We start from the raw sequence: 25454 nt of genomic DNA, 5'->3' as shown, positions 1-25454 counted from the left end.
ATAGCCAATAGAAAATGATATTGCAGAACTAATTTGTTATTTTTGGTTTATGCCTAAATATATACTTTTATTGATTTTAAGCATTCCCACTTTATTATTTGGGCAAACACAGGATTGTGGTTCTGCCGAGCCAATATGCTCCGGTTTTTTCACCCGCTCTTCTCCAACACCGGGAGTTGGACTGGTAAATGACCTGGCCAATTATACAGGATGCCTTGACAATAAAGAAAACAATTCCGAATGGTACTTCTTCACGATTCAAGATGATGGCAGGTTGCTATTTGATATAGTACCTCCCGTACCTGCTGATTACGATTTTGCACTTTTTAGGTTGATTGATACAAGTGGGAATTCATATAACTGTGCAGATATTGCCTCTGGGGCACTTTCTGAAGTAAGGTGTAATTTTTCAGGGACTTCACAGGATACCACTGGCTTAAGAGATCCATTCACCAATCATACTTCCGGTCCTTCAGGACCTCCTTTTTCTGCCCCTTTGAATGTATTCACAGGTGAAGTATATGTATTATTGGTAGATAAGTTTTCCTCAGGACAGGCAGGGTATGATATTGATTTTTCACCGAGTACCGCATCAATTGTTGATGTAACACCACCTGAAATTATAGATGTTGTTGGAGTAGATGAGTGCGAGCCGGTTGAGAATATAGAGTTGATTTTTAGTGAACCGGTCGTATGCGACCAGATTATATCTTCAAATTTCACTATAAATGGACCCCAGCCTGTAAATGTGATTAATGTTGTGACAGATTGTGATGCCTCAACTGAGTATGTTTCAAGCGTTGTACTTATTTTAGATCAAACGATTATTGATGGAGGTTCCTATACAATAGTTCCGCAAAATTTGCAAGACAATTGCGGCAATGTGATTGATCCCGTTGCTGGATCTTTTGATATAGTTGTTTCTGAAATTCCTGTTGCCATTGATTCTTTTGAAGTAGTCCCCAGTTGTTTGGCTGATACTTTTTTCTTTTTTGACTTATCTGAAGGAGATATTAGTGCTGTACACTGGGATTTTGGAGACAATACCACCTCAACCGATAACAACCCCATTCATATTTATGACTCACTTGGTGATTATACAGTTACATTGACTGCAATATCAGTTGATAGTTGTATTTCCCAAACAAGCCGTACCGTTACCGTGATCAATTCTTTCCAGGCCAATTTTACCGTTAACAATGGCGAAGCAATATGCGAGGGTCAACTGGTACAATTTACAGATAAAACCCGGGGCGGAGCAAATTCCTGGTTTTGGGATTTTGACGATGCAGGATCTACTTCCGATTTGCAAAACCCTACTTATACTTACACTGCTCCTGGTACATATGGTGTTATGCTGGTAGCCAGGGACACTACTACACTCAGCTGTGCTCCTGATACTGCTATTATAGATGTGGTTGTTCATCCTAATATAAATGCAAATTTTGCGGTAGAAGATACTGCCTGTCAATCTGAGTTTATATATTTTGACAGTATTCCAAATGCATCTTCTATTGAAGAATATAGCTGGGATTTTGGCAACAACTCAACTTCCACCAGTCCCAATCCTGAATTCTTTTATCCAGAACCGGGGAGCTTTATTATTGAGTTGATTGTGATAGATCAATATTGTGGTAGCGATACCGCAAGCAGCAGTATATTTGTTAAGCGGAGCCCACAGTTTAGCCTTGGAAATGACACTGCTATTTGTGTTTCTGATGAATACCTGCTGCGTGTTGATGATGAAGATATTGATGGTATCCGCTGGTCAGATGGTTCTACACGAAATACTTTACTGCTTAGAGAGTTTCCTGCCCAGATATCAGTAGAGGTTTTGAAAAATGGCTGTACAACTACCGATCAGGTATTTGTTGCTGCCAAAAGAGATGGCTGCTATATTGTGAATATTCCATCTGCATTCACGCCCAATGATGATGGATTGAATGATCTTTTGAAAGTACTCCCCACAAGAATTCTTGATTTTGAGTTGAGAATTTACAATCGCTGGGGGGAATTGCTTTATGTAAATGAGGGCAATTTCAACCAGGGTTGGGATGGAGCCTATAATGGTCAACCACAGGATGTAGGGGTTTATACCTATTTTATTAAAGCAACCGGAATGGACGGCAGAACAATAAGACAAAGTGGTAACATTACACTCTTGCGTTAGATTATCTTTTCTTGCTTTACTTTTATTATGCTATAGCTGTCAAAGTTTTTCGCAGGTAAAAGACAAGGCATACAGTGCTATGCTTTATACATTGCTGGAGCATTCTGTTCCTGAAATTTCAGTTGAAGAATTTCAATTACAGAAAGACAGTTTCCAGCTATTGGATGCCCGTGAAAAAGCGGAATACAATGTCAGCCACATTAAAAATGCCAGATGGGTTGGGTATAAGACTTTTGATGAAAAGCGCCTTCAGGAAATAGATCGCACAAAACCCGTAGTTGTATATTGCGCTGTTGGCTACAGAAGCGAAAAGATAGCTGAAAAACTGAAAGCATCAGGATTTGAGGAAGTTTACAATCTCTATGGAGGAATTTTTGAATGGGCAAATAATGCCTATCCGCTATACAAAGGTGACAGCCTGAGCAATAAAATTCATGCTTATGATAAAAAGTGGGGATTTTGGCTCAATGACAATTATCAGAAAGTTTACTAACCTGAGTTCGATAATTATTTAAGAGCTGAGCAATAAATAATTTCCGAATTCAGGTTACTAGCATTTTTCGTTTTATTGTTAGCTCTATTGCTAAAAATAAAATCAGGCTCAGGTGAATTATTGTATTTAACCAAAATAATTCTTCCGGTGGATGTACTCTGTAGGCCAGGTAACTCAGTGGAATTAGCAAAGTCCAGAATAAAGGAAAATAAATCCTAAAAGGAACAGCAAAAGCAATAAGTGGCATTATATACCAGGGGTGAATCACGCTGCTGCTGAGCAGGTAAATACCCAGCAAACCCAGTGAATGAAACAACCAGTTTTCAGCTTTATTAAACTGTCTGAATTTCCATAAGAATAAAAGCATTAACAGGATTGTAAAGCCCCTGTAAAGGTGGATGAGTTCTATGCGCTTATCAAATCCTACTGATTGATCTAAGGCGGTTTTTACCCAATGATATATCCCGGCATTGAATTCAAAATGATTGAAATAAAGCTTTAAGCTACTGCTGAAATTCTCTAACATACCCTGAAAGTAAAAAGGGGAAAAGAAGAGGAGTGTTAGAATTATTGTAAGACTTGAAATCAATAAAGCCTTTTTCTTTTCCAGAACAATAAATAAAGGCAAGATAAAAAGCAGTGGCCAAAGTTTGAAGACAATACCCAGGGCTAAAAAAATACTGCTGAGCACATAATTTTTCCTAAGCATAAAATAGAATGCCCCCAGGCATGATAAAATCATTCCCGCTTCAAAATGAATATTACCCGTCAACTCAATAATGACTATGGGGTTCAATAAATATAACACAGACAGAAACAGCGGTGCTTTTAAAAATTCCAGTAGTTTCAGAAGAAAAATTATACTCCCAACTTCAAACAAAAAGATGAAAATCTTTAATATCAAGATTTGTGTTGGTAAATTACCAGATGCAATTTTAGCAGCAGCATAAAATATCCATTGACAAGCCGGAGGATATACAGAATAAAAAGCCTCAGAATTCATTTTTTCCAGCAAAATACTTTGATGTTGAAAATGTGCAATTTCAACCAACTCAACAGGTGTAAGAGAAAATGGATTGTAACCCTCCAATTGCAAAATACCATCCCACAAAAAGCGAAAATAATCGTCAGAAAGCCAGGGTGTGCTATCAATTACTGATAGCCGCAAAAGGATAGCCGCAAGTGCCCAGTTCCAAAGCTTCAAATGCTTAGCACATAAAAATTGAATTGAGAAAAGTACAAACAAAGCGTAAATACTCAGCAATAAATGGGCAGAGTCTGAACGATCAACAAAATGCGCCTGATGATAGAATAGTAAGCTGCTTCCAATAATGGAAATCCAGAAAAGCAATAATCCCTGTTTTTTTAAAATTTTATTGACCAAAGGAGCATTGTTTTTTTAGATTGGGATTAAGTTTATAAATTTCTTGATGAAGCTTGAAAGTTCAGGCTGACTTGTACTGACCTAAAGCGTAATAGGAAACTATTGCATAATTCCAGATTAAAGCACAATCAGTAAATGCATTCTAAAAATAAAAAAACGGCCTCATTATGAAGCCGTTTTTTGCTCAAATATTTTATGTGTTTAGAAATTCAAAGTGCCCACATCTGTCACCTGACCATTTACAACTTGTACCCCATTTTCAATTTGATTGGAAAAACCGGGATTGGCCAATATATTTAAATCATAGGAACCAGCTGGTACTGCAATTATTTTAAAATAACCTGTTGAATCAATGGAAGTACCCATTGTATCAGTTCCGTTAACTATAAATGAATAGTATGCGGCATTAGCAGGATCAACCTGACCTTCAATTGCCCCGGAAATTGCTTCGGTAATCACTCTGATTACTGGTTTTAAGTTAAAACTGCCATTGCCCATACTCACAACTGATCTGGCTGCGTCAAAATCTAAGGTGTAAGTATATTCACCTCCTGCAATAAGATCTTTTTGCACATTTAATTTCAGACCAGATTGCTGGGCAGATGGAGTATTAAGCGTATAACTCTGACCATTAAGAACAACACGGTTATCAAAGCCTAATATCAACCTGATTTGATTTAAACGTGAAGCGGGAAAACTCCCGGTAACCAATAGTGTGTCCAGTCCATTCGAGTAATCCAAAAGATTGTAAATACCGGGATTTATTAATGGAAAAGTTTGTTTGCCCTGATCTGTAATGATTTCTACTTGCTGTATGTCAATCAATACTGAATCATAATTTCCCGGAGCATCTGTTAATCTGATATTTAATTTAGCGTCCTCAGTATTTTTATCATTCTTCGAGCAAGAAGTCAAAAGAATACCAATAAAGAATATTGCGGTAAATATTTTTAAAGTTCTCATTACATTTAGTTTTTAAAGTTTTCACAAAACACTTTGATGGTTTTATGTTTACCTAATTTACGCAAAATAAACACAGTTAGACTTTTTTGATTGAATTTATTAAGCACTATTAACAAATAATTGAAAATAACATGCGTATATGCATAGAAAATGAATGACTTTTAGTTAATTGGCTAATGTGTATTCTGGGTTTAATCAAACTTCGTAACTTTACAATTGTCATGTCGCATAATAACTTCAATAAAATACTGCTGCTATTCATTTTAATTTTTTCAGTGTTTTCGGTACGTGCCGAAGCTGCTAATGAAGAAAATTTCAGAGCTGCTTTTCAAAGTGCATACAACCAATATCCGAATGTGCCAAAAGGAGTTCTGGAAGCGGTGGCATTCAACAATACCAGGTTTAGAAATATACAGCCCGATTCGGAAACTGAATCTTGTATGGGGTTACCGGGCTATTATGGTGTTATGGGACTTGTTGCTGGCGGGAAAGGCTATTTCAGAGAAAACCTGAAATTGATAGCAGGAATAAACAATTTGGACATAAGCGATTTGAAACAAAACCCTGCTATGCAAATTCAGGCCTATGCTGCTGCCTGGGATGAAATGCAGAAACAATTGCCCGTAGAATGGACAAACACACAGCGTATAGTTCATTTGTTTGAGTTTTTCAGTGAAATACCTATAGATACAAACTTGGGAAATGACTTTGCATTGAACAGTCAACTCTATGTTTATTTTCTTTTTCTGAATGATACCAAAAGACAGGCCGAGTTTGATTTTCCCAATTATAATTTTGACCTCAAAAATATTTTTGGAGCAGAAAACTACAAGGTATTGTCTGCAAAAGGGGTTCAAATCAACAACCACAGTATTCAATCTAATTCAGGCCAACAATATAGTAGAAAGCGCATGTCTTCAGATTATCCCCCTGCAATTTGGAACCCAACTAGCTGTAATTATAATTCAAGAGCAGGAGTAGCCATTTCTGCAGTAACAGTACATACAGTTCAGGGTTCGTATGCTGGAGCTATTTCCTGGTTTCACAATTGCAATGCACAGGTAAGCGCACATTATGTGATCCGCTCTGTTGATGGGCAGGTTACACAAGTAGTTGCTGAAGCAGACAGAGCCTGGCATGTGGGTACAGAAAATTCTTATACAATTGGCCTGGAGCACGAAGGCTTTGTAAATGATTCTTCCTGGTACACTGCGGCTATGTACAATAGCAGTGCCAATTTGGTCAAGGACATCATTGACCGGGGCGGATATGGCATCAATCCGCACAGTACCTACAGGGGAACTGCTCAAACAGTGATCAATTCCTGCTATCGCATAAAGGGGCATATTCATTTTCCCAATCAAACGCATACCGACCCGGGTGTTTACTGGGACTGGAATTTTTATCATTACCTGATCAATAATCCATTGGCTCCGAGTGTGGTGTATTCCGATTGTAATGGAATGTTGAGTGACTCAACTGGTACGGGAAGTAATTATGGAGATTTGGAGCGTTATCTGAAGATTATTGATCCGGGCAGTAATGGACCACTTACACTTAGCTTTAGCGATTTTGATCTAGAAGACGGTTATGATTTTCTTTTTGTCTATGATGGGGATAATATCAATGCACCACTTTTGGCGAGCCTTACCGGAGATCAGATTCCCGCAGATATTACTGCAAATTCGGGAAAGATGGCTTTGCTCTTTGAATCAGATTGCCTTTATAATGGACGCGGGTGGGAAGCAAGTTGGGCATGCACTGGATGCTCCGGAAATATTGTAATACAAATGGATTCGCTTAAGAAGGCCAATTGCGCAAACCCAACATCCGGAGGGATGCTGAGTGTTTCAGTACATGGAGGAGAAGCACCATATAGCTATGAATGGTCAAACGGTTCACAGGATTCAGTAATAAGCGGTTTAGAGGCCGGGCTTTATCATTTAACTGTGCAGGATAGTCTGGGCTGTTTCAGTATGGTTTCATATATTCTTGCTTCAGATTCTGTGTTAAGTTTTGACAGATATTTACAAGATTCCGATTGTTATGGAGCAAATGAAGGTGAAGTGGCCTATGATATTACAGAAGGGAAAGCGCCTTATACTTATTCATGGAGCAATGGCGCCAATGGTTTTTGGCAAAAAGATTTGGAACCAGGGGATTATGTTGTTACTATAAGCGATGCAAGAAATTGTGTTCAAATTGACACTTTCAATATTCAGGAGCCTGAAGCCCCGCTTAAAATAGACAGTATTGAAAGCGATTTTGGTGTTTCTTATTATCAGTTGAGTCCGGAGGGTCTTTCAGGCGGCACACCTCCTTACAGCTATCTCTGGAGTACAGGAGAACAAAGCAATACCATTGTAGTAAATGAATCCGGTTATTATTCACTGCAAATCACAGATGCCAATGGCTGTCAACTGAATGCTTTTAAAATAGTAGATTTCCCAACTTCTATTGCCGATTTCCATGCTGCCGATTTAAAAATATTCCCCATTCCTTTTCAACAGCAATTAAATATTCAGGTCAATAATTCAAAGGGGCTGAGTATTGCTATTCACAATACATTGGGTCAGGTTGTTTATCAGAGGGAAAATGATATAAACCAATTAGAAATTTCAACTGTACACTGGCCGGCAGGGGTTTATTTTGTGCATCTAATAAAAGCAGAAGGCAGTGTGGTATTGAGCAGAAAAGTTTTGAAATATTGAGGAGTGAATTTTAACCAATTATTTCTCTAAAACTGTTCTCAACTTTTCGATATCCTTTTCAATTTCACTTTTCAAACTGCCTTTTAATATAAACCCTGCATAGCGCATAACAGGGTTCATACCCAAATCTGTTACTACTACCCAGCGCACATCAGAGGCCTGATTTCCTTCAGCAGCCCTGATTTCAAATTTGCAGTCAAAAAGCAAGCCGGTACCTTTGGGTTTTAGCATATAATGCAAAACGGGCATTTGCGTAATCCGTGTAATTTTTATTTCACCACCACCTATATTTTCTCCCTCCCAGGTTTTAACCGAACCTACACCCACAGGGGCACCGGAATATTCTATTTCAAGGGAGGCATCATAATCTGTATTGATTTGACTCCATTCTGTCCAATTTCGCAAGTCGGCCAGGTAATCTAGAACAGCATCGGGATTGCGTTTAATTTGGGTTTCTGTTTCTACTAAAATTCTTTCGGGCAAAGCAAAACCTATCACAAACAGCAATAAGACTACACTGCTAAAAATCAATATAAACCAATGTAGCCGCTTCATGAGAAAACTTTTTCTTTAAGAAATTGCCCGGTATAGGATTCCTTACATTCGGCCAGCGCTTCGGGAGTGCCTGAAAAAATCAAGCTTCCACCTTTGTCACCTCCTTCAGGGCCAAGGTCAATAACATAATCGGCACATTTTATGACTTCGGTATTGTGTTCAATCACCAAAACAGTGTGTCCTTGTTCTATCAAAGCATTGAAAGAGGCCAGTAATTTATTGATATCGTGAAAATGAAGTCCGGTAGTAGGTTCATCAAACACAAAAAATATTTTACCATCGGAGGTGCCTTTACCAATAAAGGAAGCCAATTTTACCCGCTGGGCTTCTCCGCCACTTAGTGTATTTGATGATTGCCCAAGTTTTACATAACCGAGCCCAACGTCTTCCAGCGGCTGTAGCTTAGCGGCAATATCTTTTTTGTCTTTTTGGAAAAATTCAATGGCCTGCGTAATATTCATGTCGAGCAATTCGAAAATATTCACATCGCGATAAGTCACATCCAGCACTTCTTCCTTGAATCGCTTTCCCTTGCATTCCTCACAAGTAAGGTGAATATCTGCCAGAAACTGCATTTCCACCAGTGTTTCTCCTTCTCCTTTACAATGCTCGCATCTTCCGCCTTCCACATTAAATGAGAAATGTTTGGGCTTAAACCCTCTCATTTTTGCCAATTGCTGACTGGCATACAATTCGCGAATGGCATCATAAGCCTTTATATATGTCACTGGGTTTGAGCGGGAAGATTTACCGATTGGATTCTGATCTACCATTTCAACTTTTCCAATTGACTGAATATCTCCGCTAATATCTTCAAAGGTTCCCGGTTTATCAGCAGTACCGCCAAGTTCGCGAGTTAGTGCAGGCACCAATACCTGGCGGACTAGTGTTGTTTTCCCGCTGCCGCTCACACCACTTACAACTGTTAGATTGTTCAGCGGAAATTCCACATCTATACTCTTGAGATTGTGGTGGGTAACCCCACTCAGTTTGATGTGATTGCCTGATTTTCTTCTATGCTTGGGCAATGGTACTTCTGTAGCTCCGGATAAATATGCGCCAGTGAGACTTTTTGCCTGGGCAATAATTTCCCCGTAATTTCCTGAAGCCATTACTTCGCCTCCCAAATGTCCTGCTCGTGGCCCCATGTCAATTATATGGTCAGCTGCACGCATCATTTCCTCTTCGTGCTCAACAACTATTACAGTATTGCCCAAATCTCTTAATGTTTTCAGAACATTGATCAAGCGATTGGTATCGCGCGGGTGCAACCCGATACTTGGTTCATCCAGGATATAAAGTGAATCGGTTAGATTGCTGCCCAGTGAGCGCGTTAGATTGATGCGCTGTGTTTCACCCCCTGAAAGTGTGGAAGACAAGCGGTTTAATGTAAGATAAGGCAACCCAACATCCAACATAAATACCAGTCGGGATTTTATTTCAAAAATCAAGCGCCCGGCAATTTGTTCTTCATGCTTATTGAGTGTAATGCCTTCGAAAAATTCATTCAATAACTCAATAGGCATAGAAAGCAATTCCTGTATGGATTTGCCTTTAAATTTTACATAAGCCGCTTCTTTTCTCAAACGGCTTCCTGCACATTCAGAACAAACTGTGCGCCCTCTGTATCGGGAAAGCATTACCCTGTACTGGATTTTATAACTCTGTTGTTCCAGCTCTTTGAAAAAATCATTTAAGCCCTGGAAATATTTATTCCCTGTCCACAATACTTTTTTTTCTGCTTCATTCAAATGCTTGTAGGAGCGATGAATGGGAAAATCAAATTCCATAGCACTGCGCACAAGCTTGTCCAACCACACTTTCATTTTTTCACCACGCCAGGGCGCTATGGCTCCTTCATAAACAGACTTATTCTTGTCAGGGACAATCAGGTCTTCATCCAGGCCTATTACCAGGCCAAAACCTTCGCATTCAGGACAGGCACCATAGGGAGAGTTGAAATTGAAAAAGTGCGGATTGGGCTCTTCAAAGCTCATTCCGTCCAATTCAAAACGATTGGAGAAATGCTGTACTTTTTCGCCCACTACTTCTATAAAGCAATCGCCACCGCTTTCAAAAAATGCAGTTTCTACTGAATCGGAAAGCCGCGACCATTCTTCGGCCTCATTTTTCAGCACCAGTCTGTCAAGGACGATATTTATTTTGTCTTCTTTTTTTAATGCTTTAAACAATGCCGGATCTTCATCCAACTGTTTTAGTCGTAAAACTTTGTCGCCTAATGCAATTCTGATAAATCCTTTTTGCTTTAGCAATTCCAATTCCTTTTCAAGTGTATTTTTCTTTCTAAATCGATACGGAAAAAGCACCTGTATTTTTGCGCCTTCGGGCAATGTCTTTACAAAATCTACAACATCGCGTACCTCATGTTTCCTTACCGGTTTGCCAGAAATTGGCGAAATGGTTTGTCCAACCCTTGCATAGAGCAAGCGCATATAATCATAAATTTCAGTGAGCGATCCCACAGTAGAGCGGGAGCTGCGGGTACTTACTTTTTGCTCAATTGCTATTGCGGGGCTTATCCCTTTGATGTATTCCACCTCGGGTTTGTCCATGCGCATCAGGAATTGACGGGCATATGATGAAAGGCTTTCTACATAGCGCCTTTGGCCCTCGGCATAAAGTGTGTCAATGGCCAATGAAGATTTTCCCGAACCGGACACTCCTGTGATTACCACCAATTTGTTTCTCGGGATTGCTACATCTATAGATTTAAGATTGTGCACCCGGGCATCTTTTATAATGATGTGTTTTTTTGGGTCCAGTTCCAAAGGAGATTTAATTGCGCTTGTTACTTCCATAAGGTAAATACAAATTACTACACTTGCTGTTTAAAATTTTGTACACTGTTGTTTAATGAAGTTTAATACGTCAATTAATTGACTGAATATCAAACACTTAAAAAAATAGGCACAGTTATTGGTAGTAGTGAATCAAATTGTTTTTGCAAATATCACTAAAAGCCAGCGATTATGAGAATGAAGAAAGAATTAACAGATCAGGTTTTGGTAAAAGATTACCTCAACGGAAACGAATCGGCATTAGAAACATTGATCAATCGACATAGAAACCGAATTTTCGGTGCCATCGTAATTTTTGTGAAAGATACTAATCTGGCCAATGATATTTTCCAGGACACTTTTATAAAAGTTATCAAGACCTTGCGTTCAGGAAATTATAAGGAAGAAGGAAAATTTCTGCCCTGGGTTTTGAGAATAGCACATAATTTATGTGTTGATCATTTCAGAAAATCCAAAAGAGCGCCAAAGTTCAGCGGCTCTGATGAGTTTGATATTTTCGATGTGCTCAAATTGGATGACGCCAATGCTGAAGAAATTATCACTACCGGTGAGACGCATGATAAAGTCAGGAAAATTCTGCAGGAATTGCCTGAAGAGCAAAAAGAAGTGGTGATTATGCGGCATTATGCAGGTTTGAGCTTTAAAGAAATATCAGAAAACACTGGTGTAAGTATCAATACAGCACTTGGACGTATGCGCTATGCGCTTATTAATATGCGCAAATTCATTGAAGAAAATCACATTCAATTGTAATAAAGATAGTTTCATTTTTAGGGTTTGAAGCAAAGAGTATCCCATTAATTTGGGGTGCTCTTTTTTTGTTTGTAAAATAATTAAGAAATGCTTGCGTTAGTAGCTTGTCTTTCATTCATTAAAAAAAGAGCCAAAATGCAAGAATTATCTACATATGATTATTTGGTCAAAAAGCTGTATAATGAGACAGAGCCCACTGAAAATCAAGCTATTGAAGAAGCTTTTTTGAGAAATCCCTTTTTGAAGGAAAAATATGTTCAAATGGAAGAATCAAAAAATGTGCTTGATAATTTTGCTAATACTGGGCAGGATGTGACTCAGAAAAGTATTGATCGCATACTTAATTTCAGTAAGCTTACCGCAATACTTAACCATAAAAATTAAGCAATCTACATATTTAGGATTGATGCAACAAAAAAGCAGGGCTTAAATTTAAGTCCTGCTTTTTTGTTGTTGGCTAGTCTAAAACTTAGCGGTTGTATTTATTTCTGTCGTATGGTTTTAGTTTTGACTTCAATTCTTTACGGGCAAAGAAAATGCGACTTTTAACTGTTCCCAGTGGCAAGTTTAATTTGTCTGCAATTTCGTGATATTTAAACCCTTCATAATGCATTACGAAAGGAATTTTGAAATCATCACTTAGATTATTTACAGCGCGCATTAAATCTTCCATTACAAAATTGGTAGAAGATTCATTTTCGATTACCGTGCCTGCATTGTTAATAAAATAGAGGTTTTCAGTCGTGTCAATCAGCGTATTGCGCTTTTGGTTTTTGCGGTAGTTATTGATGAAAATATTTCTCATAATGGTAAACAACCACGCTTTGAGGTTGGTGCCACTCTGGTATTTATCTTCATTTGTAATTGCTCTGTAAACAGTTTCCTGCAATAAGTCATGTGCAGATTCTTTGTCTTTTGTGAGATTTACCGCAAATGGCAAAAGGTTATTTGTGTAATCGACAACTTTATCGGTGAAATTCATAACAGCCATGATCAATTATTTTTTGTTTGATTCAAATATAGGAATTACAGGGACAAAAAACAATAAAATGTTTAACTTTTTATTTAAAATAGTTAAACAAAGTTAAACTAATGATTTTAGCTGCTTTTCGAGCTCTTTGATGTTTTTAACGAGGTGAATGTTTTTATGCCATTCTGATTTTTTATTGCAAAGGCTGCCAATTAAAAAACCCGGAGTATCTCCTAGTTGAATTTTTAATTGTTCGTTAAGTGCACTTTGATTTTTTTGAGCATAACCTGCGGTCATTGCCATAACAAAACAATGTGGCTTGTAATGTGCCTTAACATTAGAGAGATCGCAAAGGGGCATATCTGTACCCAGGTATAAAGTGTGAATATTGCGTATGCGCAGTATATAATTGACAAAAAGTAAATTGAGCTCGTGTATTTCTCCGGGTGGACAAAAGAGTATTGCACGCTTTGAGTTTTCCGGATCTTTTAGCATTTGTCCGTCAGTGGCAACAATGATTTTTTGCCGCAATAAATTACTTACAAAATGCTCCTGAGCCACGCAAATAGAAGATGCCTGCCATAATTTTCCGATTTTTTCCAGAAAGGGATACGCAATTTCAAGCATACATCTTTCAAAACCCATTTTCAATGTAGCATTCGCCAGCAAATGATTGAATTCTTGCTCGTCATAGTTGAGCATTGCTTTTGTAAGACATTGAATCTGACCTTCAATCTGTTCGCAATCTACACTGTTTTCAAGAACCAGTTCATTTCGTTCCTCCTCAGAAAGTTTGGCAATTTTAGAAATCTTATAACCAAGTTTATTTAAGTGGGCTACATTGAGGATTTTTCTGAGGTCTTCATCCAGGTAGTAGCGAATGTTTGTTTTGGTGCGTTTTGGAGTAATGACATTATAGCGGCTTTCCCATATTCGCAAGGTATGGGATTTAATGCCGGTAAGCAATTCTAAATCTTTTATCGAATATTGACTCATTCAAAAAATACTTGTGGAGCAATCCATCTAATAAGCTAAACAAAAACTAAGGGAATTGTTTTGCAAAACTGCGTTATTAATCATTGAATTCAAACAAAAATTTGAAAAAGCACCACAGCAAAAATTAAGTCGTCATAGTTATCGGAATAAGACTTTGGAAGTCTATCGTCATTAGAATGGAGTTTGGTAAAGGTTCTTTGAAAAACAGGCACAAGCAGTCTTTTGTAAGCTGGGGAGAAATGAAAAGTATAACAATTAAAAATCAAACATCCCAATTGCCCTTTCCGGTATACCTTGCTGTTTTTTCCCAAAGAGCATCCTGTAATTGCTTATCATAAGTCAATTCCGAACTTTCACAGGCCTGGCATTCCTCAAAGTATTTGCCAGAGGTATTTTCTACTTCTTCACTTGAAGCAAGATAGACTGAAGTTTTTGCGCCTTTTTCAGGACTAATTCCGGTTAAGGTGAAAAGCGACCAGGCCCAGGCTATTAATTTGCTTCCGGCTTTTTTGCCCAGATCGGTTTTTACCAGTCCGGGATCAAGGCAATTGACTGTTATACTGCTGTCTTTCAAAAGGTCGGCCAGTTTATAGGTAAACAGCACATTGGCCAACTTCGAAAGTTTGTATTGCTTTCTAAAATTGAAATGTGATTTTTCATTGAGCGAGTCCACATCCATTTTCACACCTTCATGCGCCCTGGAGGCTACATTTACAATCCTGGCATTTTCTGCTTTTTTTAGTGCAGGCATCAAATAATAGCACATCAGGAAATAAGCATAATGATTGATGGCCATGGTTTGTTCAATCCCGTCCTCACTCAATGCAAATTGGGTGCGCATCACTCCGGCATTATTGACCAGTACATCGAGTTTGTCGTATTTCGATAAAAAAGTTTTACAGGCTTTTTCAATAGAAGCAAAAGAAGCCATATTGGCCTGAATTGTTTTCACTTTATCATTTCCGGTGTCGGCAATCAGTTTCTGTTTGGCATTTTCTGCTTTTTCAAGGTTTCTGCAAAACATTACTACTTCTGCACCTTTTTCCAAAAGTGCTTTGGCCGTATAAAAGCCGATTCCGGCATTGGCACCAGTGATGGCCACAACTTTGCCTTTCATAGCTCAGCATTTTTTCTGTTTCTTGTAGCGTGCAAATAATTATTGGCCTCGAGAAAATCTTTGGGATTGCCAATATCCAGTCTTTTTCCAGCGAATTTCAAGGCCATTATTTTATGGGATTGCGCCATTTTGTGCAATGCATCACTGATTTGTAATTCTCCGCCTTTCCCTTTTCCTGTTTTTTCTAAATAGTCAAAAATGGCAGGGGATAAAATATACCTCGCAGCTACAGCAAGGTTTGAGGGGCTGTCTTCAGGTGAAGGTTTTTCTACCAGCTTGTTTACATCTACAAGTTTGCTGTCCATGTGGAGTCCGCCCACTATTCCATACTTACTGACTTTTTCCATTGGCACCTCTTCCACTGCAATTACCGATGCATGGTGTTGCTTGTGAACATCGAGCATTTGGCTTAAAACAGAATGTTCATCGCTGTACAAAATGGCATCGCCCAGCAATACGGCAAAATGATCGTTTCCCACAAAATCCTTTGCACAGGCAATGGCATCGCCCAACCCGTTTTGTTTTTCCTGGTCAATCACTTTAAGCTCAAACCTACTGCGGAGCTCAATCAATGATTCAAGTAAATGGAGCTGTCCTTTTTCAGCAAGTATCTTTTCCAATGCGGGATCTTCCCTGAAGTAATTTTCAACGGCCCTTTTGCCCGGCCTGCTGATGAAAAGGATTTGCTCACAACCCGAAGCTACGGCTTCTGCAACTACATGATGCACAACAGGAAGTCCGTTTATGGGGAGCAATTCCTTAGGAACTGCTTTGCTTAATGGGAGCATTCTTATGCCAAAACCGGCAATGGGGATAACTGCTTTTCGAAGTAGATCGCTCATGCCTGCGAATATACAATTTGTGGTTTTATCACCGCAAGCCCTTCAGCCCTTAATTGATCGCAGCAATAGTCTCTTGCTTCTGGCGAATCTGCAAGGGCGAGTACAGCCCCGCCTGAACCACAGAATTTTGCTGCCACTCCGGTAGCGCTTACTTTTTTCACCAGCTTTACCTGTGCTTTTTGCAGCGGCATTACCTTTTCCCTAAGCTTGAAATTTTCATTCATTAGCTCAGCAAGTCTTGCATTGTTTCCCGTTTGCAGCGCAGAATAAAACGCATCGGCAATGGATTTCCAACTTTCAATCGCCCGGAGTGCTTCGGGTTTATTGTTGCTGAAATCCTTTTGGAAAGTATTGTGAACTACTTCTGAACCTTCTGAAAGTTCTTGTGAATAAACAATGAAAAGACAGTCTTGTATAGTATCCAGCTTGATTTTGTGGTATTGGCCAAAGCCCTGTTTTTCCATAATGGATTTATCAAAATCCATAAAAACAGGATGTTCGTAGGCCTGAGCTACTCGATCTTGAAGTCCTGCACCAATTCCCAGCTCCTCTTTTTCTACTGATAGTACCAAATTGGCAAGTACTGTCGGTGCAATTTCTTTATCGGCCCATTGAAGCAAAACGCGAAACAAGGCTGTGATCAATGCACTGGAACCTGCAAGTCCCACTCTCAAGGGAATATCAGAACTGTATTTTATACTGAGTGCAGTATCGGGCAGTTTCCAATTCTGTTTTTTTGCAAAATCAGTAAAGACTTTTAAGCTCGCCAACATCAATGGCTTTCCTCCAAAATAGCCATACTCCCTGATGCTTTGATTCAGTATTTCAATTGTAGGAAATTGTTCTTCTTCAGCGGGCGATATGATTTGCCAGCTTTCCCCTACTTCAGCTTTTACATTGGCCGAAAAATCAGAAAACACAAAAGCAATGCACTTTCCAAAATAGCCATCGGAAGGATTGCCGATCAGTGCTGCTCTTGGATAAGACTTTGCTTCAAACATATCAGTTTAGTGAAATGGCGGGGAGTTGTTCAGGAGCTTCTTTGTAGAAAAACAACTCTGTGACAGTGGTATCGAAATATTCGTAGAGCTTAAATTCTTGTAATATTTCCTGTACTTTATCTGAATGATCTGCATTGAAGACCATAGAAAGTCTGCTGCGATCTGCACTCAGAGAATAGGAGCGGATAACTCCTGATTCCATCATCTGCTCAATTTGTTCGTGTTGATCAGGAATTTGTTTGATGAAATTTTCTGAAATATTTATTGGAAGCTGAATATCAATCAGGAATTGTTTCATTATAAGTGATTTTTATTCAAGGTGAAATTTAGTGCACCAGAATGGCTTTAAGGAACTAAAAATACGCAAATAGAAAAAGGCAGCCAAATGCAGGCTTTCTTATAGAATAGCTTTATTCTGAGTGGTTCTGAAGTTTATTCCTCGGAATCAGGTATAGGAATGTCACCATCATCAGTATCCATTACTTCATTTTCATCGTCATCCTCATCTAACTCAGGTATGACGGGTTTTTCCAGACCTCCATTATTATTAAATTTCACCTTGATCATCCATAAACTGTCATCGGTTTCTACCGGTACGCAGTAGAGCACCTCTCTTTTATGATTTGTGATTTTCTGAATATAGCGTCTATACCCGTTTGGGTAACGCTTTTGAAATTCAGTGTGAATCTCAATGGGAAGTTTGTCCATGCTGATGAGTCGTCTCTTTTTTTCCATGACGCTGATTTTTAATCCTGTTATACGGTTTTTAAAAAAAATGTGACATAAGCAGTCGCAAAATTTTCAATTCCATTTATTTTGCCAATTTGAATACCTTATTTTAGCGCAAATCCCAGTACAAATATTTATTTAAAAATTAACAAAAAACTCAAACAATGAGCGATTATTTATTGGAAAAAAAATGGTTGAGGTCATTGGTTAAATCTTTAAAACTTCCTCTGCCATTACCACCATATTTAAACAGAGCCAGTAAGCCATACACTGATACTCCATTGGAAGCAAAGAAAGTAATATTGAGTGAATTTGGTTTCAAAAATGAAGTATTTTTGCAGGCTCTTGAAAAATTAGGTGCAAATACCTATAAATCAGCAGATGAGGAAGGAAGGCCTAATATATTAATATTCAATTCATTATCATTTACAGGGTATCAAGACCTTGATGAAGCTTATTTTTTCTTTAAACCACTATTAAAGAAGCTTTCGACTAATGGAAGAATATTGATACTGGCTGAAGGAAAAGCAGAAACTGTAGCTCAACAAACCATGAGCAGGGCTATGCTGGGTCTGATAAAAACTTTGGCTAAAGAGTCGGGGAAAAAAGGTATAAGTGCCAATGTACTTTTTATAAATGATGTAAGACAAGTATCTGATGAAGTATTGCTGAATGGAATTACGCAACATTTTGCATTTTGGTTGAGTGAGCATTCTGCTTATGTCAGTGGTCAATCTGTGCGCTTAAATTTGCAAAAAACAGAAAGTGATTTAACAGTAGAAAAAGCACTTGAAGGAAAAAACGCATTGGTTACCGGTGGATCAAAAGGTATAGGAGCAGCTATAGCAGAAAAGCTGGCTGGCGAAGGAGCATTGGTTTATATATTGGATATTCCCCCTCAGGAGATTGAGGCAAAGCGTGTTATGAGAAAAATCAAAGGCAAATTAATACTTGCCGATGTCACAGATCCTGAATTGCCTAATATTCTGCATGAAAAATTTGGGGAAAAGGGATTGGATATATTGGTGCACAATGCTGGTATCACAAAAGATAAAACACTGGCAAATATGCCTGAAGATTGGTGGAAACGTGTTCTTGACATTAATTTTCGCGCTATCGTAAATATTAACAAAGAACTGATGGAGCAAGGGACTTTCAATGCGAATGCGCGCATAACGCATTTGTCTTCTATCTCCGGCTTGTCAGGCAATTATGGACAAAGTAATTATGTGGTTTGTAAAGCCGCATTGATTGAATATTGTGCAGCTATGGCACGGAATAAAAAGCATTTGGACATGGTGTTCAATGCTATTGCGCCAGGCTTTATAGAAACAGATATGACGGCTAAAATGCCCTTTTTCACACGTGAGGGCGCAAGAAGACTTTCCGCATTTCAGCAAGGCGGTACACCCGATGATGTTGCCGAATTGGCATTGTATCTTTCACTACCCGCAGCCAGGGCTATAAATGGACAATGCGTAAGGGTTTGTGGCGGTAATTTTATGGGCGCTTAATCAATAGACTTCATATACTTAAAGTATTCACTATCCGTGCTTAGGATCAGGTTGGTTTTTTCATCCATTGATTTTTCAAAGCTTTCCATGGCTCTTAAAAAAGAATACAATTCACGGGAAGCCCTGTTTTTGTTGTATGCATTTGCATAAATATTAGTGGCTTTAGCATCTGCACGACCTCTTATTTCCTCGGCTGTTTTGTATGCTTCTGATTGTATTTTGGCCAGATCACGTTCTTTATCTCCCTGAATTGATCTGGCTTCTCCTTCACCCTGCGACCTGAACTGGTCTGCAATTCTCTTGCGCTCACTTATCATTCTTTCATACACTCGATCTCTAACATCATCTACATAATTGATGCGCTTAAACCTGAAATCCAATATTCTGATTCCCAAGTCTGTACAACGCTCATTGGCCTTTTTCAAAACTTCTGCTTCTATTTTTTCACGTCCTACAGAAATGTCTTCGAGTACCTCCATGTCTTCCATATAATCTTCAATTACTTCAGGCTCTCGGTTTTCTGAACGCACAATATCCAACAATTCATTTCCAGCCACTGCATTTCGGGTTTCGCCATCTAAAATATCATCCAGCCTAGATTGTCCGGAACGCTCGTTCCTTAATCTTTTGAAAAACTGTAAAGGGTTTGTGATTTCCCACCTTGCATAAGTATCTACAAAGATGAATTTCTTGTCCTTGGTGGGAATTTGATTGGCATCGCCATCCCATTCCAGGTATCGTTTGTCAAAAAACTGTACTCTTTGGATAAATGGGATTTTGAAATTTACTCCGGGTTCTGTCCTTGGTTCGCCAATGGGTTTTCCAAATTGGGTCACAATAGCCTGTTCCTTTTCATCTAAAATAAAGTAGCTATTGAATACTACAATGGCCACTATTGCGATTCCTATAATTATTAATCTATCTCTTAACTTCATTTCGTCATTCCTTTTTTATATCCTTCTAAATTCAAAAGGGGCAGTACATTGCTCCCATTTTCATCTACAATAATTTTATTTCCCAATTTTGGCAAAACAGTCTCCATCGTTTCATGGTACAATCTTTTTTTTGTTACCTCTGGTGCTTTTATGTAGGATTTGTAAATATCTTCAAAACGATTGGCCTCACCCTGTGCACGATTGACCCTGTTGAGGGCATAGGCTTCTGCTAATTCTATGGTTTCCTCTGCCTCACCTTTGGCACGGGGAATTACTTTGTTGTAATCCGATTCCGCTTGGTTGATCAAGGTTTCTTTTTCCTGCTGTGCTTGGTTTACGGCATTGAATGAAGCTTTTACCGGCTCAGGAGGGTTTACATCTTGCAATACCACTTGATCGATACGGATGCCATTTTCATAATCATCACAAAGCTCTTGAAGGATTTTTTTTACTTCAGTGGCTACTTCTTGCCTTTTAACGGTTAATACTTCATTTACCGTCCTGTCCCCAACCACTTTGCGCATGGCAGCTTCCGACATGTCGTGCAGTGTTTTTTCTGCATTTCTAACCCTAAAGAGGTATTGATAAGAATCCTGAATTCTGTATTGTACTACCCATTCCACATCGGCCATATTCAAATCACCGGTCAGCATAGTAGATTCATTTACATAAGGTCTTTTATCATAGGTAGAGCGAGTACCTGATGAAGTTGTTCTAAAACCAAATTCTTGTTTGAGCTGTCGCTGCACTGGGATTTTATACATTTTTTCTATACCAAATGGCATAATGAAATTAAGTCCGGGCAATGTAGTTCTGGAATATTTGCCCAATTGCAAAACTACGCCCTCTTCCTCTGGACCAACTGTTCGTATGGAAGTAGCCCCTGCAATGATTATGAATACCGCAATAAGAATCTTGTTCAAGTGTTGTTTTATCCAATATAGGTTAATGTTGATTTTTGGTCTTTCCTGACTCATAAATTATTTTTTGTTTAATTGTGTTTTGCTTAAAATTAAGAAAAATAAACGGGAATAGGGCATTATAACGATAGTGATTTCATGCTGCAATAGATTTCCTAATGCATATTCCGGGTTAAAATTGAATTAGTGAAATTTGGCTAAATGATAACTTATGTAAAACTCAGGCTTTCTTTTTGTCGAACGGCTTATTGCCGTGCTTGTAATAAAACTGAACGGCTGCTGCCAACCAATCCAACCTTTGTTCAGGAGTAAGCTTTAGAAAATCGGTATGCCCATCAAAATCTTCCTTGCGCAATTTTGATAGATCGAGTTGGGGCTTTTTGTTTTTTTTATGGTTCATGGTGTTCAATCATTATTTCGCCAGGTTCGAAAAGCGGTCGGACGGCTAACTTATCCGAATCTCCGATATGGCTCAATTAGTTTCCCAATCAATCAACATATCCGTCTGACCGCTATAATTCTATTCGGGGCTTTTTATTTTTCTTTTGATCCATTGCCTTTTTTAATTGCCAGTATTTTTTTCAGCTCATCTATATCCCATTTGTCTTTAGAACGCATAGGTTCAATTTTCTGTTTTAGTTCTATTAACTTCTCAATTGTCAAATACCTAATTTTAACTCCATACATCTCTTTTTCTTCCGTATCCTCCAATAAAACATTGTAGCCCATACGCTTTGTAATAAAAATATCTACTTGCTTATATGGATTGTCAATGTCAATAAAAGTAAAAACAAGCGCATTTTTCTCTTTTGCTATTTTATTAAGCAATTCATCATCAAGAAAGATTTCTGGCTGAACAGGGGCGCGAGGAACCATATTCAATTTTTTCATTACAGCTATAAAGCGCTTTAAATTTTCAGGCTTGCGATCTACGGAAATATCAAGATCCAGGGTCATTCTTTCTAAACCGTGCAATACTCCTGCCACTCCGCCTGAGATTATAAAGCTTACATTTTCATTTGCCAGCTCAATTATTATTTCTTCTAAGTGATTGTTCATTTAATCGCTTTGGGATGAAATTAATAAACATTTCTTGTTCTGCTCCGAAAAGCGGTCAGACGAATAATTTGTTGAACTTTTGAACGCACTCAACTCGTTCGAATACTTTTCAGGAATTCGTCCGACCGCTATGTTTCAAACTCAGATTTTTTATCATTTTTTTGATTCAATAGAAAACCTTGACCATACAGCAAAAAAAGCAGTTAAGGGGACAAAATTAAAGGGACACATCAATATGTGTAATAAATTTCAACCCTCCTGTTTAAAGAGTTATTTTCTCTCGATAACATTTTTGAATAAGCCATTCCTTTAATGGAAATTGGAATTTCAATTTGCTGTTTTATCAATTCAGAAATAAATAATGCTCTATTTTTGGAAAGTATCTGATTGTATTCATTTGTTCCAATACTATCAGTATGCCCAATGATCAATACACTGGAAATTTCATTATCATTTTTCAAATATGATAGTATTTTACTTATATCTGCATTTGACTTATCCTCGTTAAAATCAAAATAATAGGTATAGGCGTGAACTGTGTCTAATTTATGAGGACTATTGGGTTCTTCAAAATCAGGCTGTTGTTTCATTTTTAAAGCAATATTCGAACTTGTGTCAATTGCCCTAATACTTATTCTGTCTATAGCATATATGGAGTTGATGTTTTGGGAAGTTCTTTTGTTTTTCTTAGAATTTTTTATTGGATGAAAATTCTCCTTCAGGTTTTGTTCTTTCCAATATGAAGTTTTTTCATAAAGTAAATTCCCGATGTAGATGTATTGTTCATCGCCAGTGCCCGTGTAATTGAATTCTATTTCATTATAAACAACTGAATCTCTCAAAACTGAACCTAAACACCACACTGGTTCTATATTATGGCGGTATATTGGCTCTTTGTTCGATTTATTGATGCCTATACTATATGGTGTCATCTTATTTAAAAAACCTACACAAATACTTTTACTGTAATGATTCCCACTGAAAAATTTCAAATAAAAACGCACCTTGTATTTTTGTCCTTTGACTAAAGGTCTTCTTAATTTACCAGCAAGATTATCAACTCTATATTCATTGGGCAGGTAATTCATGTTCATTATAATAATTTTAGAATATACTTTCCCGCTATAGGCATTACTGTCTTTTGAGCTTAAAGCATTGTACATTAGTACATTTCCTGGCCCAGTTGAATCCTCCACATAATTCCAATACATCGACATTACACGAACATCATCCGTATGAGGGTGAAATGCCTCTAATAGACTTGAGTCATTTAGTTCAAATTCTTGCTTATTTCCAAATTGATCTACAAGCATTTTTATTTTGGCTTCTCTTGTTTGCTCAAAATCTCCATTTAAAAGTAAATTAACTTGTGATTTAACGGATGAAATCCCCATATAAAATAAGAATAGTACTGATATCAGTATTCTCTTGGAGTAAATATGGGAATTATTATGCCTTGTCATAATTGATGTGTATTAGCTGAAATATACCTTATCTATTCAGAAAAGAAGTCAGACGATTTGAAATCTGAATTTTTGAACACAAGTTAATATAGTTGTAAAGCGTTTAGAAAGATCGTCAGAACGCTATGTCTCAAATTTATAGGTTTTCACCCAATCATTGTAAAAGCCGGATATAAAGAAACCACAAGGCAAATCCGCTGAGGAAAATGATGCCCGTATAACTCAATATTTTCAGCCATAAAGGCGGTACTGCTTCTTTGGCAACATAGGGCGCATGCACCAATCTGAAATTGACAATGGCAATGAGCGGGGCAATCAAAAATGAAATGGTGGTGGCCAAATCTACCAGGGCTTTTAGTTGTCCGCTAAAGGAATAAATGAGCAAATAGGCTCCACCGGCAACCACTAAAACCGAAGCCATATACACCTGCCGTGTTTCAATGGCTTTTTCAAAAAAACCGCCTTTAAAAAGCAGTGATGTGGATTTTTCCAGGCTTCGAGCATAGCCGTCAAAAACACCAATGCTGGTCCCAAACATAATGGCAAAGGCTGCAACGGCAATAATGAAATAGCTCCAATTGCCAATGGATTGGGTATAAAGATCGATCACAAAACTGGCAAATGCCGCGCTGGAATCGGGCAACTCGATATTGGTTCCGTAAATCAAAAAGGCGCCCAGGGTCAAAAAACACAGGGAAAGCAATGCGGAAATCAGGTAGGCAATATTGAAATCGAACAGGGTTTCTTTCAGTTTTGGTTTATAGCCTGTTTCCTTGATTCGCTCCAAAGTCCAGAGGCTGTTCCATGCCGACAGATCCACTGCCGTGGGCATCCAGCCCATCAATGCGATGATAAAGGCAATGCCGCCCGGAGTCCATGTTTCAGGACTGGAAATGGTGCTGATCTCTGCAACTGGGCCATTTTTCAATGTCAATACAAATGCTGCAAGGGTGGCCAAAAGCATTACTGTAGCAATAATTTTGATCAATCCATCCAGGGCTTTGTATTTTCCCAATAATAAAATCAACACACAGACCAAAAACAAAACTGTAGCTGCCGGGATTTTCAGCCAGGGGATGAGTTGGGAAATGCCAAAGAGATTGTCCAAAAAACCGGCCGTAACTGCCCCAACTGCTGCTGCCACGAAAAACATGGAACACACCGTAATCAAAAAATAAAGCAAGAGCATCCATTTGCCAATGCGCTGATAGCCATCAATAATACTTTCGCCACTGGCAGAGGCATAGCGCGACCCGTATTCAAAAAAGGGATATTTCATCAAATTGGCCAGTACAATGGCCCACCAAAGCGCAAATCCGTAATCCGCACCTGCCCGGGTCGATTGCACCAAATGCGATACGCCAATGGCCGTAGAGGCAAATAAAATCCCCGGCCCTATGGTTTTTAAGATATTGGATTTTGGCATGATCGATCAAAATATTCCTGGTTCAAAGAAAGGCATATTTTGATTTAAAAAATTGTCTAAAAACAACTCTTCAACTGACGGAATTCAATTTTAATCAACTCAAAATAAAGCGGATATTGAGCCGATTAAAATCCCTAATCGGCTCATATAGAGCATGAAAAACCCACTGGCGCGCATTTTGCAGCATAGCCTGACTGAAGCAGGGCGAATGCGTGCCCGGCTGGTCTGAACAGGTCTATTCGTATTGGCTGATTAACGACATTCTATCAATGCTTTGTCTGTCTTGAAGCATCATATCTGATCAAGGCATACGCAATCAAGCCCGCTACAAGAAGAATAATAGAAAGAATTACGAAATCCATATGCTTAATTTTTATTTTTTGTCCTTCATACTCATAATGGAAAACCCTAGAATTGCGAAAATAATTGCAACTGCCGTTCCGACAATCATGACAACAGTGCTGGATATCCCTTGAATTTTCAAAACTGATGATAGTACCGCTCCGCCAATTAATAACTTAGCCACGTCAACGAAAAATTTACCAATTTCTTTCCGCAAATCCTTGTCCATAGATTACAAATGCGAATCAAGGGTTGGATATCAACAAAAAAGATGTTGATATAATTCTGTGAA

24 protein-coding genes are annotated in these 25454 nt (G+C 38.4%); 6 read left to right on the top strand and 18 right to left on the bottom strand.

Features of this window, described 5'->3' with window-relative positions; translation table 11 throughout:
• Positions 1-49 precede the first annotated feature (49 nt).
• Both WD048_16400 and WD048_16395 read left to right on the top strand, forming a co-directional pair.
• Positions 50-2170 (top strand): PKD domain-containing protein, encoded by a 2121-nt coding sequence (locus tag WD048_16400; protein MEX0813800.1) that lies wholly within the window; start codon positions 50-52, stop codon positions 2168-2170.
• Positions 2145-2663 carry a rhodanese-like domain-containing protein gene (locus tag WD048_16395; protein MEX0813799.1) on the top strand — a complete coding sequence of 173 codons (519 nt, stop codon included), beginning with the start codon at positions 2145-2147 and terminating at the stop codon, positions 2661-2663. The genes WD048_16400 and WD048_16395 overlap by 26 nt, the downstream gene beginning before the upstream one ends.
• Positions 2664-2712: 49 nt before the next feature.
• On the opposite strand, the gene WD048_16390 is transcribed toward WD048_16395, so the two are convergent.
• Positions 2713-4047 carry a hypothetical protein gene (locus WD048_16390; protein MEX0813798.1) on the bottom strand — a complete coding sequence of 445 codons (1335 nt, stop codon included), beginning with the start codon at positions 4045-4047 and terminating at the stop codon, positions 2713-2715.
• 201 nt (positions 4048-4248) lie between these two features.
• Positions 4249-5010 (bottom strand): DUF4382 domain-containing protein, encoded by a 762-nt coding sequence (locus WD048_16385; protein MEX0813797.1) that lies wholly within the window; start codon positions 5008-5010, stop codon positions 4249-4251.
• Positions 5011-5231: 221 nt separating this feature from the next.
• On the opposite strand from WD048_16385, the gene WD048_16380 reads away from it, so the two are divergent.
• A complete protein-coding gene (locus tag WD048_16380) occupies positions 5232-7721 on the top strand; it encodes an N-acetylmuramoyl-L-alanine amidase (protein MEX0813796.1) in 2490 nt (829 codons plus the stop codon).
• 18 nt (positions 7722-7739) lie between these two features.
• Here WD048_16380 and WD048_16375 read toward each other — a convergent pair whose 3' ends face one another.
• Together WD048_16375 and uvrA are read right to left on the bottom strand one after the other, a co-directional pair.
• Positions 7740-8276, bottom strand: a complete 537-nt coding sequence (locus tag WD048_16375; protein ID MEX0813795.1) for an SRPBCC family protein — start codon at positions 8274-8276, stop codon at positions 7740-7742.
• The gene (gene uvrA, locus WD048_16370; protein MEX0813794.1) at positions 8273-11095 is read right to left on the bottom strand and encodes an excinuclease ABC subunit UvrA; all 2823 of its coding nucleotides are present in this window, start codon (positions 11093-11095) and stop codon (positions 8273-8275) included. The genes WD048_16375 and uvrA overlap by 4 nt, the downstream gene beginning before the upstream one ends.
• 177 nt (positions 11096-11272) lie before the next feature.
• On the opposite strand from uvrA, the gene WD048_16365 reads away from it, so the two are divergent.
• Together WD048_16365 and WD048_16360 are read left to right on the top strand one after the other, a co-directional pair.
• A complete protein-coding gene (locus tag WD048_16365) occupies positions 11273-11848 on the top strand; it encodes a sigma-70 family RNA polymerase sigma factor (protein ID MEX0813793.1) in 576 nt (191 codons plus the stop codon).
• An 87-nt stretch (positions 11849-11935) separates the two neighbouring features.
• Positions 11936-12232, top strand: coding sequence for a hypothetical protein (locus WD048_16360; GenBank protein ID MEX0813792.1), 297 nt, complete (start codon positions 11936-11938; stop codon positions 12230-12232).
• 85 nt (positions 12233-12317) lie between these two features.
• On the opposite strand, the gene WD048_16355 is transcribed toward WD048_16360, so the two are convergent.
• From WD048_16355 to WD048_16325, 7 genes are all read right to left on the bottom strand, one after another.
• A complete protein-coding gene (locus WD048_16355) occupies positions 12318-12839 on the bottom strand; it encodes an RNA polymerase sigma factor (GenBank protein ID MEX0813791.1) in 522 nt (173 codons plus the stop codon).
• Positions 12840-12932: 93 nt separating this feature from the next.
• Positions 12933-13814, bottom strand: a complete 882-nt coding sequence (locus WD048_16350) for a MerR family transcriptional regulator (protein MEX0813790.1) — start codon at positions 13812-13814, stop codon at positions 12933-12935.
• 262 nt (positions 13815-14076) lie between these two features.
• Positions 14077-14931, bottom strand: a complete 855-nt coding sequence (locus WD048_16345; GenBank protein MEX0813789.1) for an SDR family oxidoreductase — start codon at positions 14929-14931, stop codon at positions 14077-14079.
• Positions 14928-15773 carry a sugar phosphate nucleotidyltransferase gene (locus tag WD048_16340; GenBank protein MEX0813788.1) on the bottom strand — a complete coding sequence of 282 codons (846 nt, stop codon included), beginning with the start codon at positions 15771-15773 and terminating at the stop codon, positions 14928-14930. Before WD048_16340 ends, WD048_16345 begins: the two co-directional genes overlap by 4 nt.
• The gene (locus tag WD048_16335; protein MEX0813787.1) at positions 15770-16774 is read right to left on the bottom strand and encodes a hypothetical protein; all 1005 of its coding nucleotides are present in this window, start codon (positions 16772-16774) and stop codon (positions 15770-15772) included. Before WD048_16335 ends, WD048_16340 begins: the two co-directional genes overlap by 4 nt.
• 1 nt (position 16775) lies before the next feature.
• Positions 16776-17072, bottom strand: a complete 297-nt coding sequence (locus WD048_16330) for a muconolactone Delta-isomerase family protein (GenBank protein ID MEX0813786.1) — start codon at positions 17070-17072, stop codon at positions 16776-16778.
• A 134-nt stretch (positions 17073-17206) separates the two neighbouring features.
• The gene (locus tag WD048_16325; GenBank protein MEX0813785.1) at positions 17207-17509 is read right to left on the bottom strand and encodes a hypothetical protein; all 303 of its coding nucleotides are present in this window, start codon (positions 17507-17509) and stop codon (positions 17207-17209) included.
• A gap of 158 nt (positions 17510-17667) precedes the next feature.
• Here WD048_16325 and WD048_16320 point away from each other — a divergent pair, with 158 nt between their 5' ends.
• Positions 17668-19017, top strand: coding sequence for an SDR family oxidoreductase (locus tag WD048_16320; GenBank protein ID MEX0813784.1), 1350 nt, complete (start codon positions 17668-17670; stop codon positions 19015-19017).
• On the opposite strand, the gene hflC is transcribed toward WD048_16320, so the two are convergent.
• The 7 genes from hflC to WD048_16285 form a co-directional block, all read right to left on the bottom strand.
• On the bottom strand, positions 19014-19952 hold the full coding sequence (hflC, locus tag WD048_16315; GenBank protein ID MEX0813783.1) for a protease modulator HflC: 939 nt from the start codon (positions 19950-19952) through the stop codon (positions 19014-19016). The two genes, WD048_16320 and hflC, sit on opposite strands and share 4 nt — an antisense overlap.
• Positions 19949-20929, bottom strand: a complete 981-nt coding sequence (hflK, locus tag WD048_16310; protein ID MEX0813782.1) for an FtsH protease activity modulator HflK — start codon at positions 20927-20929, stop codon at positions 19949-19951. Before hflK ends, hflC begins: the two co-directional genes overlap by 4 nt.
• A gap of 163 nt (positions 20930-21092) precedes the next feature.
• Positions 21093-21272 (bottom strand): hypothetical protein, encoded by a 180-nt coding sequence (locus WD048_16305; protein MEX0813781.1) that lies wholly within the window; start codon positions 21270-21272, stop codon positions 21093-21095.
• A gap of 134 nt (positions 21273-21406) precedes the next feature.
• Positions 21407-21931, bottom strand: coding sequence for a hypothetical protein (locus tag WD048_16300; GenBank protein ID MEX0813780.1), 525 nt, complete (start codon positions 21929-21931; stop codon positions 21407-21409).
• Positions 21932-22161: 230 nt separating this feature from the next.
• Positions 22162-23394, bottom strand: a complete 1233-nt coding sequence (locus WD048_16295; protein MEX0813779.1) for an OmpA family protein — start codon at positions 23392-23394, stop codon at positions 22162-22164.
• Between the two features lie 154 nt (positions 23395-23548).
• Complete coding sequence (locus WD048_16290) at positions 23549-24820, bottom strand: Nramp family divalent metal transporter (protein ID MEX0813778.1); 1272 nt, start codon at positions 24818-24820, stop codon at positions 23549-23551.
• Between the two features lie 373 nt (positions 24821-25193).
• On the bottom strand, positions 25194-25391 hold the full coding sequence (locus WD048_16285) for a DUF6722 family protein (GenBank protein ID MEX0813777.1): 198 nt from the start codon (positions 25389-25391) through the stop codon (positions 25194-25196).
• Positions 25392-25454 lie beyond the last annotated feature (63 nt).

The sequence above is a fragment of the Chitinophagales bacterium genome, from assembly GCA_040877935.1.
Classification (GTDB): Bacteria; Bacteroidota; Bacteroidia; order Chitinophagales; family CAIOSU01; genus JBBDNB01.
The sequence above is the reverse complement of the archived record's forward strand: the minus strand, read 5'-3'. Positions and strand labels throughout refer to the sequence as shown.

Excerpts from the sequence above, each read along its gene's own strand:
- WD048_16400 (MEX0813800.1), top strand. The coding sequence starts at position 50 with ATGCCTAAATATATACTTTTATTGATTTTAAGCATTCCCACTTTATTA.
- WD048_16385 (MEX0813797.1), bottom strand. The coding sequence starts at position 5,010 with ATGAGAACTTTAAAAATATTTACCGCAATATTCTTTATTGGTATTCTT.
- WD048_16380 (MEX0813796.1), top strand. The coding sequence starts at position 5,232 with ATGTCGCATAATAACTTCAATAAAATACTGCTGCTATTCATTTTAATT.
- WD048_16375 (MEX0813795.1), bottom strand. The coding sequence starts at position 8,276 with ATGAAGCGGCTACATTGGTTTATATTGATTTTTAGCAGTGTAGTCTTA.
- uvrA (MEX0813794.1), bottom strand. The coding sequence starts at position 11,095 with ATGGAAGTAACAAGCGCAATTAAATCTCCTTTGGAACTGGACCCAAAA.
- WD048_16365 (MEX0813793.1), top strand. The coding sequence starts at position 11,273 with ATGAAGAAAGAATTAACAGATCAGGTTTTGGTAAAAGATTACCTCAAC.
- WD048_16360 (MEX0813792.1), top strand. The coding sequence starts at position 11,936 with ATGCTTGCGTTAGTAGCTTGTCTTTCATTCATTAAAAAAAGAGCCAAA.
- WD048_16355 (MEX0813791.1), bottom strand. The coding sequence starts at position 12,839 with ATGGCTGTTATGAATTTCACCGATAAAGTTGTCGATTACACAAATAAC.
- WD048_16350 (MEX0813790.1), bottom strand. The coding sequence starts at position 13,814 with ATGAGTCAATATTCGATAAAAGATTTAGAATTGCTTACCGGCATTAAA.
- WD048_16345 (MEX0813789.1), bottom strand. The coding sequence starts at position 14,931 with ATGAAAGGCAAAGTTGTGGCCATCACTGGTGCCAATGCCGGAATCGGC.
- WD048_16340 (MEX0813788.1), bottom strand. The coding sequence starts at position 15,773 with ATGAGCGATCTACTTCGAAAAGCAGTTATCCCCATTGCCGGTTTTGGC.
- WD048_16335 (MEX0813787.1), bottom strand. The coding sequence starts at position 16,774 with ATGTTTGAAGCAAAGTCTTATCCAAGAGCAGCACTGATCGGCAATCCT.
- WD048_16330 (MEX0813786.1), bottom strand. The coding sequence starts at position 17,072 with ATGAAACAATTCCTGATTGATATTCAGCTTCCAATAAATATTTCAGAA.
- WD048_16325 (MEX0813785.1), bottom strand. The coding sequence starts at position 17,509 with ATGGAAAAAAAGAGACGACTCATCAGCATGGACAAACTTCCCATTGAG.
- WD048_16320 (MEX0813784.1), top strand. The coding sequence starts at position 17,668 with ATGAGCGATTATTTATTGGAAAAAAAATGGTTGAGGTCATTGGTTAAA.
- hflC (MEX0813783.1), bottom strand. The coding sequence starts at position 19,952 with ATGAAGTTAAGAGATAGATTAATAATTATAGGAATCGCAATAGTGGCC.
- hflK (MEX0813782.1), bottom strand. The coding sequence starts at position 20,929 with ATGAGTCAGGAAAGACCAAAAATCAACATTAACCTATATTGGATAAAA.
- WD048_16305 (MEX0813781.1), bottom strand. The coding sequence starts at position 21,272 with ATGAACCATAAAAAAAACAAAAAGCCCCAACTCGATCTATCAAAATTG.
- WD048_16300 (MEX0813780.1), bottom strand. The coding sequence starts at position 21,931 with ATGAACAATCACTTAGAAGAAATAATAATTGAGCTGGCAAATGAAAAT.
- WD048_16295 (MEX0813779.1), bottom strand. The coding sequence starts at position 23,394 with ATGACAAGGCATAATAATTCCCATATTTACTCCAAGAGAATACTGATA.
- WD048_16290 (MEX0813778.1), bottom strand. The coding sequence starts at position 24,820 with ATGCCAAAATCCAATATCTTAAAAACCATAGGGCCGGGGATTTTATTT.
- WD048_16285 (MEX0813777.1), bottom strand. The coding sequence starts at position 25,391 with ATGGACAAGGATTTGCGGAAAGAAATTGGTAAATTTTTCGTTGACGTG.